This window comes from Robiginitomaculum antarcticum DSM 21748, assembly GCF_000365025.1.
GTDB lineage: Bacteria > Pseudomonadota > Alphaproteobacteria > Caulobacterales > Maricaulaceae > Robiginitomaculum > Robiginitomaculum antarcticum.
Genome location: NZ_KB823011.1, coordinates 722595 through 739647, shown reverse-complemented (window position 1 = coordinate 739647; position 17053 = coordinate 722595). Strand labels below are relative to the sequence as shown.

General features: G+C 53.6%; 12 protein-coding genes and 1 tRNA gene. 5 read left to right on the top strand and 8 right to left on the bottom strand.

What is annotated here, in order from left to right; all coding sequences use genetic code 11:
- The first annotated feature begins 90 nt into the window (after positions 1 to 90).
- Entirely contained in the window at positions 91 to 3348 is a 3258-nt protein-coding gene (locus tag H142_RS0103585) for an autotransporter family protein (protein WP_017930731.1), read from the top strand.
- A 71-nt stretch (positions 3349 to 3419) separates the two neighbouring features.
- Here H142_RS0103585 and glnA read toward each other — a convergent pair whose 3' ends face one another.
- Positions 3420 to 4823, bottom strand: a complete 1404-nt coding sequence (gene glnA, locus H142_RS0103580; RefSeq protein ID WP_017930730.1) for a type I glutamate--ammonia ligase — start codon at positions 4821 to 4823, stop codon at positions 3420 to 3422.
- A gap of 66 nt (positions 4824 to 4889) precedes the next feature.
- On the bottom strand, positions 4890 to 5228 hold the full coding sequence (locus tag H142_RS0103575; RefSeq protein WP_017930729.1) for a P-II family nitrogen regulator: 339 nt from the start codon (positions 5226 to 5228) through the stop codon (positions 4890 to 4892).
- A 277-nt stretch (positions 5229 to 5505) separates the two neighbouring features.
- Between H142_RS0103575 and H142_RS0103570 the strand changes: the two genes are divergently transcribed.
- Together H142_RS0103570 and H142_RS0103565 are read left to right on the top strand one after the other, a co-directional pair.
- The gene (locus H142_RS0103570) at positions 5506 to 7803 is read left to right on the top strand and encodes an NADP-dependent malic enzyme (protein ID WP_017930728.1); all 2298 of its coding nucleotides are present in this window, start codon (positions 5506 to 5508) and stop codon (positions 7801 to 7803) included.
- 3 nt (positions 7804 to 7806) lie between these two features.
- Complete coding sequence (locus H142_RS0103565; protein WP_017930727.1) at positions 7807 to 9255, top strand: MATE family efflux transporter; 1449 nt, start codon at positions 7807 to 7809, stop codon at positions 9253 to 9255.
- A 182-nt stretch (positions 9256 to 9437) separates the two neighbouring features.
- Here the strand turns inward: H142_RS0103565 and H142_RS0103560 are convergent.
- Together H142_RS0103560 and H142_RS0103555 are read right to left on the bottom strand one after the other, a co-directional pair.
- Positions 9438 to 9522 (bottom strand) — tRNA-Leu (locus H142_RS0103560).
- A 94-nt stretch (positions 9523 to 9616) separates the two neighbouring features.
- Complete coding sequence (locus tag H142_RS0103555; RefSeq protein ID WP_026147762.1) at positions 9617 to 10279, bottom strand: nitroreductase family protein; 663 nt, start codon at positions 10277 to 10279, stop codon at positions 9617 to 9619.
- A gap of 37 nt (positions 10280 to 10316) precedes the next feature.
- Here H142_RS0103555 and H142_RS16080 point away from each other — a divergent pair, with 37 nt between their 5' ends.
- Complete coding sequence (locus H142_RS16080) at positions 10317 to 10628, top strand: hypothetical protein (protein WP_017930725.1); 312 nt, start codon at positions 10317 to 10319, stop codon at positions 10626 to 10628.
- A 63-nt stretch (positions 10629 to 10691) separates the two neighbouring features.
- Here H142_RS16080 and H142_RS0103545 read toward each other — a convergent pair whose 3' ends face one another.
- From H142_RS0103545 to H142_RS0103530, 4 genes are read right to left on the bottom strand one after another with little or no spacing between them, the layout of a single operon-like run.
- A complete protein-coding gene (locus H142_RS0103545; protein ID WP_017930724.1) occupies positions 10692 to 11504 on the bottom strand; it encodes a TIGR03084 family metal-binding protein in 813 nt (270 codons plus the stop codon).
- Between the two features lies 1 nt (position 11505).
- Entirely contained in the window at positions 11506 to 12321 is an 816-nt protein-coding gene (locus H142_RS0103540) for an enoyl-CoA hydratase/isomerase family protein (RefSeq protein ID WP_017930723.1), read from the bottom strand.
- 2 nt (positions 12322 to 12323) lie between these two features.
- Complete coding sequence (locus H142_RS0103535; RefSeq protein ID WP_017930722.1) at positions 12324 to 13946, bottom strand: acyl-CoA carboxylase subunit beta; 1623 nt, start codon at positions 13944 to 13946, stop codon at positions 12324 to 12326.
- On the bottom strand, positions 13946 to 15781 hold the full coding sequence (locus H142_RS0103530) for an acyclic terpene utilization AtuA family protein (protein WP_051048564.1): 1836 nt from the start codon (positions 15779 to 15781) through the stop codon (positions 13946 to 13948). The genes H142_RS0103535 and H142_RS0103530 overlap by 1 nt, the downstream gene beginning before the upstream one ends.
- Positions 15782 to 15827: 46 nt before the next feature.
- On the opposite strand from H142_RS0103530, the gene H142_RS0103525 reads away from it, so the two are divergent.
- The gene (locus tag H142_RS0103525; protein WP_017930720.1) at positions 15828 to 17003 is read left to right on the top strand and encodes an acetyl-CoA C-acyltransferase; all 1176 of its coding nucleotides are present in this window, start codon (positions 15828 to 15830) and stop codon (positions 17001 to 17003) included.
- Positions 17004 to 17053 lie beyond the last annotated feature (50 nt).

Here is a 17053-nt window from a genome sequence, read left to right as displayed (position 1 = left end):
GAAATCGGTCATTGCGTGGGGGCGCGGCACTGGTCTAAACACACATCTGAATCGCCTGCATATTTGCAGGCCTATCTGTATGGACCGTCTATGTCGTTGAATAAATTATTGCTCCGCAGTGCTGCAGTCAGCGCGCTATGCCTCACATCAGCCGCAACAGGCTTTGCGCAGGTTGAAATCTCCGATACCCGGACGACTGGCGTCGCGACAAGTACGGTTGATAATGGCGCACCGGGCGACATTGTGGTCACGTCTACGGGCCGTTTTGAGACCACAACAGGCGCAGCCGTGACGCTGGATAGCGATAATGATGTTACTGTTGCCGGCACGGTTGATATTGATAATGCTGATGACACGACGGGCATTCTCGTTCAGGGCGGCAATACGGGCAACGTCAATTTTAGCGGCAATATAACAATCCTCGAAGATTATACCTCTACGGACACGGATAACGATGGCATAAATGACGGGCCGCGCGCGCAGGGAACCGGCCGCACCGGAATACTTATTACCGGCGCCAGCCCTTTTACCGGGAATATCGTATCAACAGCCGGCAGTACGATTCAAATTGAAGGCAATGACAGTGCAGGTTTCCGCCTTGCAAATATGACAACTGTCAACGGTAATTTGGACTTTAACAGCAATATTCAAGTTTTGGGTGATCGTAGCGTCGGAATGGATGTGGCCGGTAATGTTAACGGCGACGTTGATGTTGGTGGCAATATTCAGGTGGGCGGCGAAGATGCGTCGGCTGCACGTGTTGACGGTGATGTCAGCGGACGCGTCAGCTTTACCGGAGCGACCAGTAGCTCGGGTTACCGTGTTTCAACACGTCAATTCCGAACCGTTCGTGCGCTTTATGGTGCCGAAGATACGCAGGAAGGCGGCAATGCTGTGCGGATTGGCGGTAATGTCGATGGCGGCGTCATATTTGAGGCGACGCGATCTGATGCAGGCTTGGTAACAGCTACACCAACAGTAATGCAGGGCGGCGTTGCAGCGGCTGTGCTCATTGCAGGAGACGGCACGCCGATTGTTATCGGACTGCTCGCTGATATCACCGACCCAACCGCCGAGGGATATGAAGAGCGGCTGCAATATAGCTTCGTTAATGAAGGCACGATCGGCTCCAGCGCCGTACTTGATGACCGCTCAGCGACGGCGCTGCGCATTGAAAATGCGCAACTCACAAATGGCTTTTCCAACACAGGACAAATGAGCACGCAAACTTTTCGCACGGGCGTCCCAACGGACGGCAGCGCGAATGTCGACGGCGATGTGGCCCATGCTTATGGCATACGGGTCGCGGATGGCGGTCAAGCCGGTACGTTCAATAATACCGGGACTGTCCGTGCTGTAGCTTCAGAGGCCACTGACCTGGTCTATGAAGATGGCGACAATATTCAGGGCGCCAATAATGTCATCGCGACAGGCATTCAGATTGATGCGGGTGCATCACTGACACAGATCGATAATCAAGGCATAATAGAAGCCTTGCTGTCCGGACGCAGCGGACAGGCCTATGCCATTGTTGATCAATCCGGTTCTCTGGCTGTTATAAACAATCAAGGTTATATCCAGGCGACCGGATCGACGTCGGATTCTAATGCCCTTTCGACAGACGCAGCGCCGGTATTTACGCTTGTGGCCATCGACGTTCGCGCAAACACAACCGGCGTGACGATCACTCAGTCCCAACTCGCCGACGAAGATCCTGACGATGATATCACGCCTGTCGCTCCGCGCATTGTCGGCGATATTATGCTCGGCAGCGGCGATGACACGCTTAATTCCAGCGCCGGTCTTTTGGTCGGCGATGTCAGCTTTGGTGATGGCAATGATCAATTAATATTGTCCGGGGGAACTGTATTGGTGGGCTCAGTCACTGACAGTGACGGTCTGTTGACGGTCGACGTAACGGGAGGGTCTACGCTGGCCTTAAATGACGCTGTGCCTTTGAATGTGACGACGGCAAATTTTGACGGGACGTCTATACTGTCGACTCTTATCAATGGCGCAACCGGACAGGCCTCGACATTAAATGCTACCGGACAGGTTAGTTTCGAATCCGGCGCGCGTATCACGCCGACACTCAGCAATATTATTGGCGGCGGCGGGACATTTACCTTGATTAATGCCGGTACATTGACGCTCGGCGACGATATTTCTACATATCAGCCTGAAAATGCGCCGTTCTTATACGATACTCAGATTAGCCTTGATCCGACGAATGCCAATGCTTTGATTGCTACATTGCGCCTGCGCAGCACGCAGGAACTCGGCTTGGATAGCACTCAGACAGCGGCATTTGATGCTGCATTTGGCGCATTTGGCGCGGATTCCGATTTGGGCGCCGCCTTTGCAGGCTTGACGACGCAGGAGACTTTTAACGCAGCCTACAATCAGATCCTGCCCGAATTTAACGCGGCCGCGGGCCGCTTTGTGTTCTCCAATGTCGATGGCGCGACAGGCGCAGTTGCTACCCATCTGAATAATGCCCGACTGTCCGATGAAAAACCCGGCGGCGTATGGGTCGAAGAATTTGCTTATTTCGCAGACCGTGAGCTTGTGGGTCTTTCTGACGCCTATCGCGGCTATGGGTTCGGCTTTACCGGTGGTCTGGATACGCAGTGGGGCCCGTTCCATACGGTGGGTGTCAATCTATCCTATAGTGCCACAGAAGTCGAAGATGTGATCGGCATTGATGATCCGCTTAATGTCTCAACATTCCAGACGGGGATATATGGCGGTATTGAGCGCGGCAATATATATGCCGACGGCTATGTGGGCGCAGGCTATAACAGCTTTGAAAGCCGCCGGAATATCACTATCGGAAGCTTTGCGCGGCAGGCTGAAGGGGATTGGCAGGGCTATCATTATAATGCCACGGCGAGTGTCGGATATGATTTCGATATTGGAAGCCGGTATTTCGCGCGCCCGGCTGTGACGGTGACATATTTGTCCTTGAAAGAACAAAGCTATATTGAGGATGGTTCCGACGCGATCCGTCTGAGTGTAGAAGAGCGTCAGTCCGATTACGGGAGTGCGACAGCCCTGTTTAATTTTGGCGCGCGCTTTGAGGGCGAAAAAGTCTGGTACGCGCCGTCTGCGCGTATTGGCGTGCGCAATGACTTCGCCAACGATCCGATCACAACTACGGCGTCATTCGCCAATATCGGGGCTCCGTTCAGTGTCACCAGCCAGGAATTTCCTGATACCGGCATGGTGCTGGGCGTAACCTTTATGGCTGGCAGCGGTTACAGCTCCTTTGGATTTGATTATGATGCGGACATACGTGACGGCTATAGCCGCCATATTGCCCGCCTGGTCCTGCGCATGCTGTTCTAGAATATTGTCAAAATCTTAAAAAAGAAAAGCCCGGTCATCGACCGGGCTTTTTTTATGGTCTGGCAAACAGTCTACGCTTTGTAATATAGATCAAATTCGACCGGATGCGGATGCATATTGACGCGGTGATGATCTTTCATGATCAGATTAATGTAAGCATCAATCTGATCATCGTCGAAGACGCCGCCGGCTTTTAAAAAGTCGCGGTCAGAGTCCAGAGACTCCAGCGCTTCTTTCAAGCTTCCGCAGACTTGCGGGATCTGCGCAGCTTCTGCCGGCGGAAGATCATATAGATCTTTATCCATGGCATCGCCCGGATGAATTTTGTTCTTTATTCCGTCCAAACCGGCCATAAGCAATGCGGTAAAGCACAGATAAGGGTTTGCCATCGGATCAGGAAAGCGCGCTTCCATACGTTTCCCATTCGGCGAGGCCGTCCACGGAATACGGATGGAGGCCGAACGGTTACGCGCGGAATAGGCCAGCATAACAGGCGCTTCAAATCCGGGAACCAGACGTTTGTAAGAGTTGGTTGACGGGTTAGCAAATGCGTTGATCGCTTTGGCATGTTTAATCACGCCGCCAATGTAATACAGACAGTCTTTGGACAGTCCCGCATATTCATCGCCCGCAAAAAGCGGCTTGCCGTCTTTCCAGATTGATTGATGAACATGCATGCCTGAGCCATTATCGCCATGAACCGGCTTGGGCATAAATGTCGCTGTCTTGCCATAAGCATGGGCGACATTGTGCACGATGTATTTATAAAGCTGCATGCTGTCCGCCATCTTTAATAAGGTGGCAAATTTCATGCCCAGCTCATGTTGTGACGGTGCAACTTCGTGGTGATGCTTTTCAGGTTGCAGGCCCAGCTCTGTCATGACCGCGAGCATTTCCGTGCGCATATCCTGTTCGCTATCAATGGGCGGAACAGGGAAATAGCCGCCTTTAATGCCCGGACGATGACCTTTATTGCCGCCAACATATTCCGTGCCGGTATTGTAAGGGCCTTCAAGGCTGTCAAAGCTGTAACCGGTTTTATTAGATGCAGTATTCCAGCGGACATCATCAAAAACGAAGAATTCCGCCTCCGGTCCGAAATAGACTTCATCGCCGATTTTCGCAGATTTGATATAGTTTTCAGCCTTTTTCGCCGTGCCGCGCGGATCGCGGTTATAAGGCTCGCCTGTATCAGGCTCCAGAATATCGCAAAAAATCGTCATGGTATCCTGTTGATAGAACGGATCTATGCCCGCTGTGTCCGGATCAGGCAGCAAAACCATGTCCGATTTATCAATCGATTTCCAGCCTTCAATAGAGGAGCCGTCAAACATGGTCCCGTCTTCGAACAAGTCTTCGTCAACCATAGAGGCATCGAAGGTCACATGCTGCATTTTGCCTTTAACATCGGTAAAGCGCAGATCGACATAACCGATCTCCTCATCTTTGATTTTTTTCAATATCTTATTTGACATTCTTCATCTATTCCCTTTGTTGAATGTGAACATATGGCGACGTTTAAGACGTCTTTTGTGATTTTATTATAGCGCGCTATCACCTGCTTCGCCGGTCCGGATACGGATAGCCTGTTCTACAGTAGAAACAAAGATTTTTCCGTCACCGATTTTCCCGGTTTTCGCGGCAGTTTGAATAGCTTCAAGTGCGGCGTCGACCTGCTCGTCGGTGACGACCAGTTCGATTTTAAGCTTGGGCAGGAAGTCTACGACATATTCCGCGCCGCGATAAAGCTCTGTATGGCCTTTTTGGCGGCCAAAGCCTTTGGCTTCAAGTACAGTCATGCCTTGCAGGCCAACTTCTTGTAAGGCTTCTTTGACTTCATCAAGTTTGAAAGGCTTGATGACGGCTTCGATCTTTTTCATGGGCTCTCTCCGAACGCGGCTGGTGTTAGCCTAGTGATAAAAGAGCCCTAGGCTGAGTCGAGCAAAAGCGCAGTATTGAAGAGGCTAATTCGATATTCAGGCAAATTGTGCACTCTAATTATGCAGTTCATATGCTTTGCGCTGAAATATTCATCATTGATTTTATCATGTGAAACGGAATTTTCGGGTGAATCGTCACGTTTAACCCTATATCTTTGGGTTGAAGGACGTTAGACCGCTTTACTTAGCTAGACCATTCATGTCGTTCGAGGGATCCATGCCAAAAAACGAAAAAGATGTGCCTGAGCGCACGTATATTACTGATAAACAGGCGCTTGATTTTCACGCCTATCCCACGCCAGGAAAATTGGCCTTATTGCCAACGAAACCCATGGCGACGCAGCGCGATCTTTCGCTGGCTTATTCCCCGGGGGTCGCCGTACCCGTCGAGGCGATTGCTGCAGATCCTGACAGCGTTTATGATTACACGTCCAAGGGTAATATGGTCGCTGTTATCTCAAACGGAACAGCCATCCTGGGACTGGGCAATCTGGGCGCCATGGCGTCCAAACCCGTTATGGAAGGTAAATCCGTCCTGTTCAAACGCTTCGCCGATATCGATAGTTTCGATATCGAGGTTGAGGAAGAAGACGCGCAGAAATTTATCGAATGCGTGCAGCGTTTCGGCAATACATTCGGCGGCATTAATCTCGAAGATATTGGCAGCCCGGAATGCTTTATTATTGAGCAGGAACTTCGCGACAAGCTCGACATTCCTGTCTTTCATGATGATCAACACGGCACAGCGATTATCGCGACGGCGGGGCTTATCAATGCCTGTCATCTGACGGGCCGTAAATTCGAAGACATTAAAGTTGTCTTGTCCGGCGCGGGCGCAGCGGGTCTGTCGGTTCTGGGCTTAATTAAACGTCTGGGCGTAAAAGATGAAAACGCGATAGTCCTCGATAGCCGCGGTGTGGTATATAAGGGTCGTGCAGAATATATGGATCAATGGAAAGCGCCGCACGCCGTTGATACAAAATTGCGCACGCTTGCCGAAGCCATGGTTGGCGCAGACGTGTTTCTGGGCCTGTCCGTGGCCGGGATTGTGAATAAGGACATGGTCAAATCCATGGCTAAAAATCCTATTATCTTTGCGATGGCCAACCCCAATCCCGAGATCAGTCCGGAGCTTATTAAAGAAGCGCGAAGCGACGCTATTATTGCGACAGGCCGAAGCGATTACCCTAATCAAGTCAATAATGTGCTCGGATTCCCTTACATCTTCCGCGGCGCGCTTGACGTGCGCGCGCGTAATGTAAATGAAGAAATGAAACTGGCCTGTGCCCATGCGCTGGCTGATCTCGCGCGTCAGGACGTTCCCGAAGAAGTGGCCGCCGCTTATCACGGCAAACGCCCGCAATATGGCCCCGAATATATTATTCCTGCACCATTTGACCCGCGCCTTATCAGTGAAATTCCGCCTTATGTGGCTCAGGCCGCCATGGATACAGGCGTGGCACGTAAGCCGATTGAGGATATGGAGGCTTATAAGCATTCATTAGCCCGTCGTCAGGATCCGACAGCGTCTCTGCTTCAAGGCATTCAGTCGACCGTTATTGATAACCCTAAAACGATTGTCTTTGCGGAGGGCGAGGAGCCCGCTGTTATCCGCGCCGCGCAGGCCTATCAACAGCGCGGGCTGGGCAAGGCTATCCTGATTGGCCGTGAAAAACCTATCCGGGATAATATGAAGCTGCTGGGCATGGAAGATGACGGAAGTCTCGAAATTCTCAATGCGCGCCTGTTTGACCGTAATCCGGAATTTACCGAAACGCTGTATGCCAAGCTGCAGCGCTGGGGCTATTTGCGCCGGGATTGCCAGCGCCTGGTCAATAATGACCGGAACGTCTTCTCTGCGCTGATGCTGCACCACAATCTGGCTGACGGCATGGTGACCGGCGTGACGCGAAGCTATGATATTGCGCTACGCGACGTCCGTTTGGTGCTAAACCATGATGCTAATGAGCGCACTATGGGGGTGTCCGTAATCATCAGCCGGGGTAAAACGCTGTTCATCGCCGATACCAATATCACCGAATTGCCGAGCGCAGTGGATTTGGCGGATATCGCGACAACAACAGCGAAATTTGCACGCCGGTTCGGGTTCGAACCCAAAGTGGCCTTTTTATCCTATTCGACATTCGGTAATCCGGTTGGTGAACGTATGGAAAAAGTGCGCGACGCTGTCCGCATTCTGGACGAGCGCGGCGCGGACTTTGTCTATGAGGGCGATTTAGCCGCTGATGTGGCGCTAGACCCGCTGCACGGCCTGAAATATCCATTTTCCCGCCTAAACGGCGCGGCCAATGTCCTGGTTATGCCGGCCATTCACTCCGCGTCGATATCAACAAAATTGATGGACTGTGTCGGCGGCGCAACTGTGCTTGGCCCGTTCCTGACGGGACTGGAACGTCCTGTGCAGATATGCGGCCTTGGCGCAACAGCCTCGGAGATTATCCGCATGGCGACACTGGCCGCCTTTGACCCCGGCCGCGAGCCTGAAGACAGCTAGCTCGTGAGTGACGGGACTTTAGAGGAAAAGCTCGCAGCGGTTCTGCCTGAAGCCGTTATGCCGCCCGTGACAAGCGGCAAGGGAAAGATCGATCTGACGAAAGGCCCGGTGCAGGGACATATCCTGCGTATGCTTGGCCCGTTTGCGATTGCTGTGATCGCGCTGCTGTCTGCCGGTATTGTCGATACAATCTATCTGGGAAATCTGACCGCCGCCGACGGGTCTGCGGCGCTTGGCGTGTTGGCGCTGTCCGCTGTTGGGTTTGCCTATCCGCTGACATTCTTCGGCAATAGCGTGAATATAGGCCTTGGCGCAGGGACGATGAGCGCTCTGTCGCGCGCCATAGGGGGCGGAGACAGCCAGCGCGCAGCCCGCCACGGCGCGGCGGCAATACTCTTTGCAATATGCGTCATGACGCTGGTGACAGCCCTTATCTGGTTCACTCTGCCTATATCGCTTGATTTGCTAGGCGCGCAGGATGAGGCGCGGGAGATGGCGACGACTTATCTGGCAATCTCTCTGCCTGGATTAGTTATTGTCTCTATCTCTATGATTTCAAACAATATTTTAAGGGCTGGTGGCGAGGCTATACTGCCAAGCGCTATCATGATTTTGGGCGCGCTGCTGAATATCATTATTGATCCTTTCCTTATATTCGGCTGGGGGCCGTTCCCCAGACTGGAAGTTCAGGGCGCGGCGATTGCCACCGTTTTCGGCAATACGGTCGCGGCCATATTCGGCTTGTACATTGTGCAGTTCAGGCGCAAGGCGGTGTCTTTCGCCAAAATGACCTTTGCCTCCATCCGCCATGCCTGGGGCGTCATTGCCCAGGTTGGAGCTGTTGCGGCTGTGACAAATGTGATTGTCCCGGTCGGTGCAATGGTAGCCGTTGCGGCAGTTACGCGCGAGGGCGGTGACACTTATAATGCGGCTTTCACATTAGTCAGCCGCGCCGAGCTAATCTCTGTGGGTCTGCTTTATGGCTTATCGGCCTGTATCGGGGCTGTCATAGGGCAGAATGGAGGCGCCAAACGGACAGACCGCGTGGAAGAAGCTTTTCGCGTGAGCTACCGCATTTGCATCTATTGGAGCACGGGAATGGCCGTTGTCCTGGCGCTACTGGCCGGGCCGATCACGGGCTTGTTTACAAATGATCCTGAAGTGTACGCTCTGGCGAAATCTTATTTCTGGATCGTGCCGATAACGATCGCTGGATATGGCTTTGTCTTCGTCACGGCGGCCGGATATAATGCATTGGGCCGTCCGTTCTATGGCCTAGCTTTTACCATCATCCGCTCACTCGTTCTTTACGCTCCGCTTGTGGCGCTGGGCGTGAATTATGGCGGCATGATGGGCGCATTTATCGGCATAGCAATCGCTAATATTGTATCAGGATTACTTGCGCGGTACTGGACGCTTCACAAAGCGCCAATGACCGCGCGCAAGAGTTAGTCCGCCGCTGTCCTACGGCTAGGGCGTGACAACATTGCGGCACTTTTGTTGAGCGATTTATCTATTAATGCCAAATTGGCCTTACAGCAGAAGACAGTCAGAGCGAAGGCCACTGCCGGGGCATTCTACGACTTGATTTAATTCACTGGATTAAATTATTCGCTGCGCGAAGCGTCTGCGAATGGTACGGGTGAGAAGACTCGAACTTCCACATCTCTCGATACCAGAACCTAAATCTGGCGCGTCTACCAATTCCGCCACACCCGCACGATGCAATCGATATCAAAGTGATACCATAGTAGTGCGCGCGATTTGCCTCTCATCGCGCGCGCCGTCAATAGTTATATTCAGCTTTCGCTGCTTAGCTTTCAAATCGGACGCTATCGCCCAGGGGTGCACGGTCTGTCCGCGCTTGATTGGCCGAATGATCAGGATCGGCATAGCCAAAGCTCATGCCAAAGAGGATGCCGCGCTCCTCAGGGACATCAAATATCTCTTTAACGGGGCCGGGGAATTGACCCAGCGCGCCCTGCATACAGCTATCAATGCCGCGCTCCTTCATTAGCAGAGACAGGGTCTGCGCGTAGATGCCAACATCAACGGCTCCCATAATGCCCAGATATTTTTCCATTGTAAAAAAGATGGCGTGCGGCGCACCGAAAAATTGCCAGTTACGGCCCATCGCCATATTGCGCGCCGGTTTGTCTTCGCGCGCGATTCCCATGGCGGAATATAGCGCATTGGCGCTGCCGAACTGGCGTGTGCGGTGCTCGTCTTGGTATTTTACATTCCATTCAAAGTCAGGATATGGCGCTGTGCCGCTCATGATCTCGGCCAGCATGGCACTCGAGACAGTTTTGGCCTTGTCGCCTGACACCACCAAAGGCTGCCAGGGCTGGGTATTGCAATTAGACGCCGACATCTGCGCCGCTGCGAATATATCCTCCAGTTCCTTCTGAGGGACGGGCTTAGGCAGAAAGCCGCGCACAGAGTAGCGCGAGGCAAGAATATCAGTGAGACTCATATCGGCTCCGGTAAAATTCATATGAAAAGAGTTGCATATGAAACCGCCATCCGCAAAGAATGTAAAGGCAAAATATAATCTGACATGCCATCAAAATGGCGGCGGATGGGGAGATTACGCCGTGTTGGTGCACCCATTTGACACAGAGGAGCGCCGCGCCTTTCGCGAAATGGTGGCAGGCTGCATCAAAACCGAAATCCGGCCCTATGCCCATGACTGGGGCGAGGCGGGCTGCATTCGCGCGGTGATTAAGCCGGGTGTAGAACTGCCGCTTGAAACGGTATTAGCATATCTGGGTGGGAAACTCGCAAAGTATAAATTGCCGCTTTACGTCTATTGTATGGAATAATTGCCGCGTAATGCGACAGGTTAGGTGCAGAAGTTTGAATTGCGCCAGAGCGTTCCGGCGGCGTTAGGGCTCTGAGTAAAGGTGCCGCGAGCCTTTAGTGGGAGGGGTCTCTGCGCCGCCGGCAAAGCATTGGGCGATCTCCATCCATTTGCGCGCCGTATCGCCGATCGTTTTAATCTCTGTATCTGCGATATTGCGGCATTGGGTGACGACTTGGCAGAACTGCTCGGCCGTTCCTGTCACGCGGTTATCCAGTTGTTTGTCGTTCCATTCCCATATCTCGCCACCCGGCGCGTTCAGGCGCACATAAGGTTTAGGCAAGGGCGGCGCGATTTGGTTGACCTTAAAGCTCCAGCTATAGGTAGTGACGCCCAGATGGGCGATATTTTTGAGGCGAGGCCCGTTTTTGCGCTCCACGCCGAGCGCGTCAAAAATAGCCTGGGCATGGGCCCAATGCTCCATCTGGCGGGCAATGATACAGCTTTTGACGCTCATATCCGGCCCCGCCCATTTCACCCGCGCCTCGGGGTCGGCCTGCGCAAATGTCTGCGCTATATCCTCGCATCGGCTCTGCCATGCCGCGAAAATTTGCGCTTTGGATTGCTTACCGAAATAGGCGTTTTGCAAAGCGATATGAGACTGCCCGCCAACCAGAGCGCTCATCATTTTCATCATGAAGCTCTGGAATTTATCAGGTTCATTTAGGGTCATATCGGCCGCGATATTCCACAAATGAAGATGAGCCATAATATCGCCTATCGTCCAGCCTTTGAACAAGGTGACCGTGCTGAAAATATCCTCGCGGTGATTTTCGAGCAGATCGGCGATAGAGTGACATTCAATGTTAAAGGCGCGGCTGAGGTCTTGCATCATCATTTTAATCCTCACCGCTCTGCGCGGCCCATGACGGTTTTTGTTTGGTCACAAAGCTCATAATACCCTCTTTGCCTTCATCGGACAGCATGGCGTCAGCGAATTTATCAGCCGCATAATCCAGCAGTTCAGCGCGCGGCATGTCGCGGCTGGCGAGTAAAATTTCTTTCGTCAGGGCATTGGCGCGCGGCGCGCAGGACAGCACGCCCGTTCTTATGTCGCGCTCTATCTCGTCAAATTCGCCTTCATGACTCACGACATAATCCGACAGGCCGGCCTCTTTGGTCTGCGCTCCTGTAAAGCGCGCCGCCGTCAGCATAAGCCGCCGCGCGGTGGCTATTCCTACGCGGGCAACGACGATGGGCGCGATTTGCGCGGGCACAATGCCCAGCGCGGTTTCTGTGAGCGCAAATTTGGCATCCGTGTGCACGACAATGATATCGGCGCAGCACATCATCCCCAGTCCGCCGGCAATCGCCGCGCCTTCAACATAGGCAATTACGACTTGGGGCAGGGCCTCGATCTTTGTAAACAGGTCTCCGCCTGCGCAGTTCATGGCTTTGACGGCGTCGTGATCCCCGCCGCCGGATAAGATTTTGCCGAAACTTTTCAGATCGCCGCCTGCGCAAAATGTTCCGCCTGCGCCGCGCAGGGTGATGCCGCGAATATCGTAATTGTTGTGACAGTGATCGAGCACAGCGCTTAACTCTGCCGTCAGCTCTGCTGACAACGCATTGCGGTTTTCCGGTGAGTTCAGCGTAACGGTCAGCCAGCCGCGATCCAGCGTAGTCAGGACTTTAGTCGTTTCAGGCAGGCTCATCTTTACATCCTCGCTATGCCAAAGCTGTTGTCTTTGACCTTTTTGCGGCGGCCTTCCCAGACGGTGGCGAGCAGAAAGCCCAGCACTTTGCGGGTATCGCGCGGGTCAATCATGCCGTCATCCTGACAATGGCCGGAGGTATAAAACGCATCCGACTGACTATCAAAAATATGAGTGAGCATAGCTTTTTGCTGCGCGGCGATTTGTGGATCGATTTCTACGCCGCTGCGTTCTGCGCGGCCCTCAGCCACAATGCTCATAACAGTTGCGGCCTGCTCACCGCCCATCACGCCGGATTTGGCATTGGGCCATGTCAGCAGAAAGTCAGGGTCATATCCGCGGCCGCACATGCCGTAATTACCTGCGCCGAAACTAGCGCCAATCATCAGGGTAATGCGTGGCACGCTCATATTGGTGACGGCCTGTATCATCTTGCTGCCATGTTTGATCATGCCGGCACGCTCAAATTGCGTCCCGACCATATATCCAGTGGTGTTTTGCAGGAAGATAACGGGCGTATCAGCCTGATCCATAAGCTGTATGAACTGCGCGGCCTTGGTTGCGCCTTGTGTGTCAATCGGGCCGTTATTACCAATAAGTCCAACGCGATAGCCGAATATGCTCGCTTGCAGACAGACCGTGGAAACGCCGTAATTGGCTTTAAAATCGGTAAAGTCAGAGCCGTCAACAATCCGGGCGACAACTTCGCGGACATCATAAGGGACTTTGTAATCCGTCGGGACAATGCCCGCGATTTCGTCGGAGTCATAAATGGGGTCGTCAACTAGAATTTCGCCAGCTTTTGGTGACCGCGATGGCCAGTCCAGGTTATCGATAATATCGCGGAGCAGGGCGACGGCTTGCCCGTCATCATTGACCAGATATTCGGCAAGGCCCGAGACTGTCGCGTGCATTTCCGCGCCGCCCAGCTCGTCTTCGGTCGCGATTTCACCTGTTGCGGCCTTGAGCAGAGGCGGCCCGGCAAGGAAGGCCTTACCGCCGCCTTTCACTGCAATGACATAATCGGACAGGCCGGGCATATAAGCGCCGCCCGCGGTCGAGCTGCCATGCAAAATAGAGATCACCGGAATGCCTGCTTTGGACAGGCGCGCCAGATTGGCAAAGAGCGTCCCGCCTTGGAAAAACCCCTCGACGGTATAATTCATCAGATCCCCGCCCGCGCTCTCGACGAGATGAATAAAGGGAAGCTTTTGCGCCAGCGCAATTTCCTGGGCGCGCTGAAGACGATAGCCGCCGCCAACCGTCAGTGCGCCGGCTTTAATGCCGCTATCATCTGTGACAATCACGCACCGAGCGCCGCTAATATAGCCAATCCCCGCCATGATGGTTGAGCCGGGAATGCTGCGCGCCTCTTTCTTGGTGTCCTGTAAATAGCCTGCAAGATTACCGATCTCGACATAGGGCATGCCGGGGTCAAGCAGGCGGCCCAAACGTTCACGAGGTAAGAGTTGCCCGCGTTTTTCAAACCGGTCTTTTTTGCTGGCCGAGAGCGCGGGCGCGCGGGCGTTAAGCTCGGACAGGCGATCAATTAATGCCAGCATATCGGTGCGGTTTTTCTTATACCGATCAGAGGACGTATTAATCTTGGACTTATAAACGGGCATTAATTGAGTCCAACTTGCTTTGCGATGTCTTCAGTAACGCTGATTGGAACATTCAAAAGGATTTGGGAATAGCCTTTCGCTTGAGCATCATTTCGAAGGCTCGCCGCGCCGCCGCCGCCTAAAACGGTGTTGATCAGGATGTTCATGGCGTGTGCGCCGGGCATGTAAAATCGACTTATAGACTCAGGTGTTGCGCCGAAGTGACTGAAATGGTTTGCAATATATTCCGGCGTAAGCGTTGCCCAGATATAAGGGAGGTAGTCCGGTTTGCGCGCAATAACGCCAATATTCGCTGTGTCACCTTTATCGCCTGAGCGGGTAAAGGCGAGTTTGATAAGCTGGATTTCAAGACTAGCATCTGCCACATTTTTCGGCGTCGGGCCATGGCCTTCATCGAGCAGGGGCGGCTGAACGCGATCTTCGAAACTCTGTGTTTGCCCGTCGACATCAATCGTGATCTGAACGCCGTCTTTAGGGTTGAGGTAGGAAAACAGCCTCACAACGGGTGAGGGGCGCGGGCGGCCTGCGCCTGTGAAGCCTGATAGTCCGGGCGGGGTGGCGAGGCCAATGCCCGCCAGCTCTTTGAGAAATATGCCGACCCCGCGCATGTCAGGATGTTTGACGGCCACTTTCGCAACGACTTCATCGCTGCTGCGCGGCGCCCCCATCTGACTGCCTGCACCGATAATTTCGACGGATGTCTCGGTAAAATCACCAAGGCCAAACATGGCCATTGTTTTGCGGGCGCGTGCAAAGGCGGCATCGCAAAGTTTTTGGGCTTTTTCATCAGCGCGAGCGCCATAAAGCGTCAAATATGTACCTGCGCGATAGCCGTCCATATAGGTCATGCAGGTTTTATAAGCTGGCGGGGCAGGCAGGCCATGTGCGGCGCTAACATGAACACAGTCTTTGCCAATCTGTGATATCTCAACATTTGAAAAATCGCAGACCACGTCCGGCAGGATATAACTGCGCGGATCGCCAATCTCATAGAGCATTTGCTCGGACACGGTGCCAACACTGACGAGCCCGCCTGTGCCTTCGGGCTTCGTCACGTCAAAGCTGCCGTCTTCGCTGCATATCGCGATGGGGTAGCCGATATTGACGATATCGCCCGCCGCTTCCCAATCGGTGAAGTTGCCGCCCGTGGCTTGTGGCCCGCATTCAAGGATGTGTCCGGCGAGTGATCCGCTGGCCAGCTTGTCCCAATCGGTCTCACGCCAGCCAAATTCATGGATTAGCGCGCCAAGTGTCACCGCGCTATCGACGCAGCGGCCTGTGATGATAATATCCGCGCCCATATCCAGCGCTTTTGCGATAGGAAATGCACCGAGATAGCTGTTAATGCTCATGATTGTATCAACGGGTGGGAAGGGCGCGCCGCTAAACATATCGGTCAAACCTTCCGCTGCTATAGCCTCTTTATTTGGCATAAAGTCGTCGCCAGTGACGATCCCGACTTTCAAATTGAGGCCCTTTTCGGCAATGAGTGCGCGGACAGCTTCGGCGCAGCTTTGCGGATTAACGCCGCCCGCATTGGCGATGATTTTCACGCCGCTGCTTGCAATCATCGGCAGAAAGGGTTTCATCACATAATCGACAAAATCCGTGGCATAGCCTTTGGCGGGGTCTTTGGCCTTAGCGCGGGCGAGAATCGACATCGTGATTTCGGCCAAATAATCGTAAACGATGTAATCCAGCCCGCCCGAAGCGAGGAGTTGAGGGGTCGCCATAGCGCTCTCGCCCCAATAGCCGCTGGCGCCGCCAATCTTCACATTTTGATGCGTCGCGCTCAATTGATGCAGTTCCCCTTGATTATATGCAATTAAGTGCATATCAGTTGGATAACGAAATTCAAGACACATTAAAGGGGAGCCTCCCATGAGAGAAGCCGTAATCGTATCCACCGCCCGTACACCGATTGGCCGCGCCTATCGCGGGGCGTTTAACGCCACGCCGTCACCCAGCCTTGCCGGTCACTGCATCGATCACGCCGTCAAACGCGCAGGCATTGATGGCGCGTTAGTAGAAGATGTCGTCATGGGCTGTGCCCTACAACAGGGCGTACAGGTTACAATTGGCCGTAACGCCGTTTTCGCCTCCAGCTTGCCTGTCACGGTTCCGGCCATGAGCGTGGATCGTCAGTGTAGTTCCGGCATGGTCGCCATCGGCATTGCCGCGCGAAAGATTATGTGCGGCGAAGTCGATATCGCCATTGGCGGCGGCGTGGACAGCATCTCTATGGTGCAAACCCCGGAATTGCGCGTTGCGCCTGACCCGGCTGTCATTGCCAAGCATCCGGCGGCTTATATGCCGATGCTTCAAACCGCTGAAATTGTTGCGTCGCGTTACGGCGTATCGCGCGAGCGCATGGATGAATATGCGCTGATGAGCCAGCAGCGCACACATGCTGCGCAGCAAGCCGGCGCCTTTGACGACGAGATTGTGCCATTTGCCTCCACCATGATGGTGATGAATAAAGAAACGAAAGAAGTCTCCAAACAGGACGTGACGCTGGAAAAAGACGAAGGCAACCGCCCGTCCACCACGCTTGAAGGTCTTCAGGGTCTGAAGCCTGTGCTTGGCCCCGATAAGACGATCACGGCGGGCAATGCCTCGCAGCTCTCCGACGGCGCATCTGTCTCCGTTCTGATGGACAGCAAAATGGCGTCACAGCGCGGCCTGACCCCACTGGGGATTTATCGCGGCATGGCTGTGGCCGGGCTGGAACCGGACGAAATGGGCATTGGCCCGATTTACGCCGTGCCGAAACTGCTTAAAGCCCATGGCCTGACGGTTGATGATATTGACCTGTGGGAGCTGAACGAGGCTTTCGCTGTGCAGGTTCTGTATTGCGCGGACAAGCTCGGGATTCCGATGGATAAACTCAACGTTAATGGCGGCGCAATCTCTGTCGGCCATCCTTATGGTATGAGCGGCGCACGGATGAGCGCACACGCGCTTATTGAGGGCAAACGCCGCGGCGCGAAATATGTTGTCAGCACGATGTGTATTGGCGGCGGCATGGGCGCGGCCGGGTTGTTCGAAGTCGCATAAGTGGCTTGGTACGATTTTGAGATTGTCGCGAAGAACTTATTTCGGCTTCA

Excerpts from the sequence above, each read along its gene's own strand:
- glnA (WP_017930730.1), bottom strand. The coding sequence starts at position 4,823 with ATGTCAAATAAGATATTGAAAAAAATCAAAGATGAGGAGATCGGTTAT.
- H142_RS0103570 (WP_017930728.1), top strand. The coding sequence starts at position 5,506 with ATGCCAAAAAACGAAAAAGATGTGCCTGAGCGCACGTATATTACTGAT.
- H142_RS0103530 (WP_051048564.1), bottom strand. The coding sequence starts at position 15,781 with ATGCACTTAATTGCATATAATCAAGGGGAACTGCATCAATTGAGCGCG.
- H142_RS0103535 (WP_017930722.1), bottom strand. The coding sequence starts at position 13,946 with ATGCCCGTTTATAAGTCCAAGATTAATACGTCCTCTGATCGGTATAAG.
- H142_RS0103575 (WP_017930729.1), bottom strand. The coding sequence starts at position 5,228 with ATGAAAAAGATCGAAGCCGTCATCAAGCCTTTCAAACTTGATGAAGTC.
- H142_RS16080 (WP_017930725.1), top strand. The coding sequence starts at position 10,317 with ATGAAACCGCCATCCGCAAAGAATGTAAAGGCAAAATATAATCTGACA.
- H142_RS0103525 (WP_017930720.1), top strand. The coding sequence starts at position 15,828 with ATGAGAGAAGCCGTAATCGTATCCACCGCCCGTACACCGATTGGCCGC.
- H142_RS0103540 (WP_017930723.1), bottom strand. The coding sequence starts at position 12,321 with ATGAGCCTGCCTGAAACGACTAAAGTCCTGACTACGCTGGATCGCGGC.
- H142_RS0103545 (WP_017930724.1), bottom strand. The coding sequence starts at position 11,504 with ATGATGATGCAAGACCTCAGCCGCGCCTTTAACATTGAATGTCACTCT.
- H142_RS0103585 (WP_017930731.1), top strand. The coding sequence starts at position 91 with ATGTCGTTGAATAAATTATTGCTCCGCAGTGCTGCAGTCAGCGCGCTA.
- H142_RS0103555 (WP_026147762.1), bottom strand. The coding sequence starts at position 10,279 with ATGAGTCTCACTGATATTCTTGCCTCGCGCTACTCTGTGCGCGGCTTT.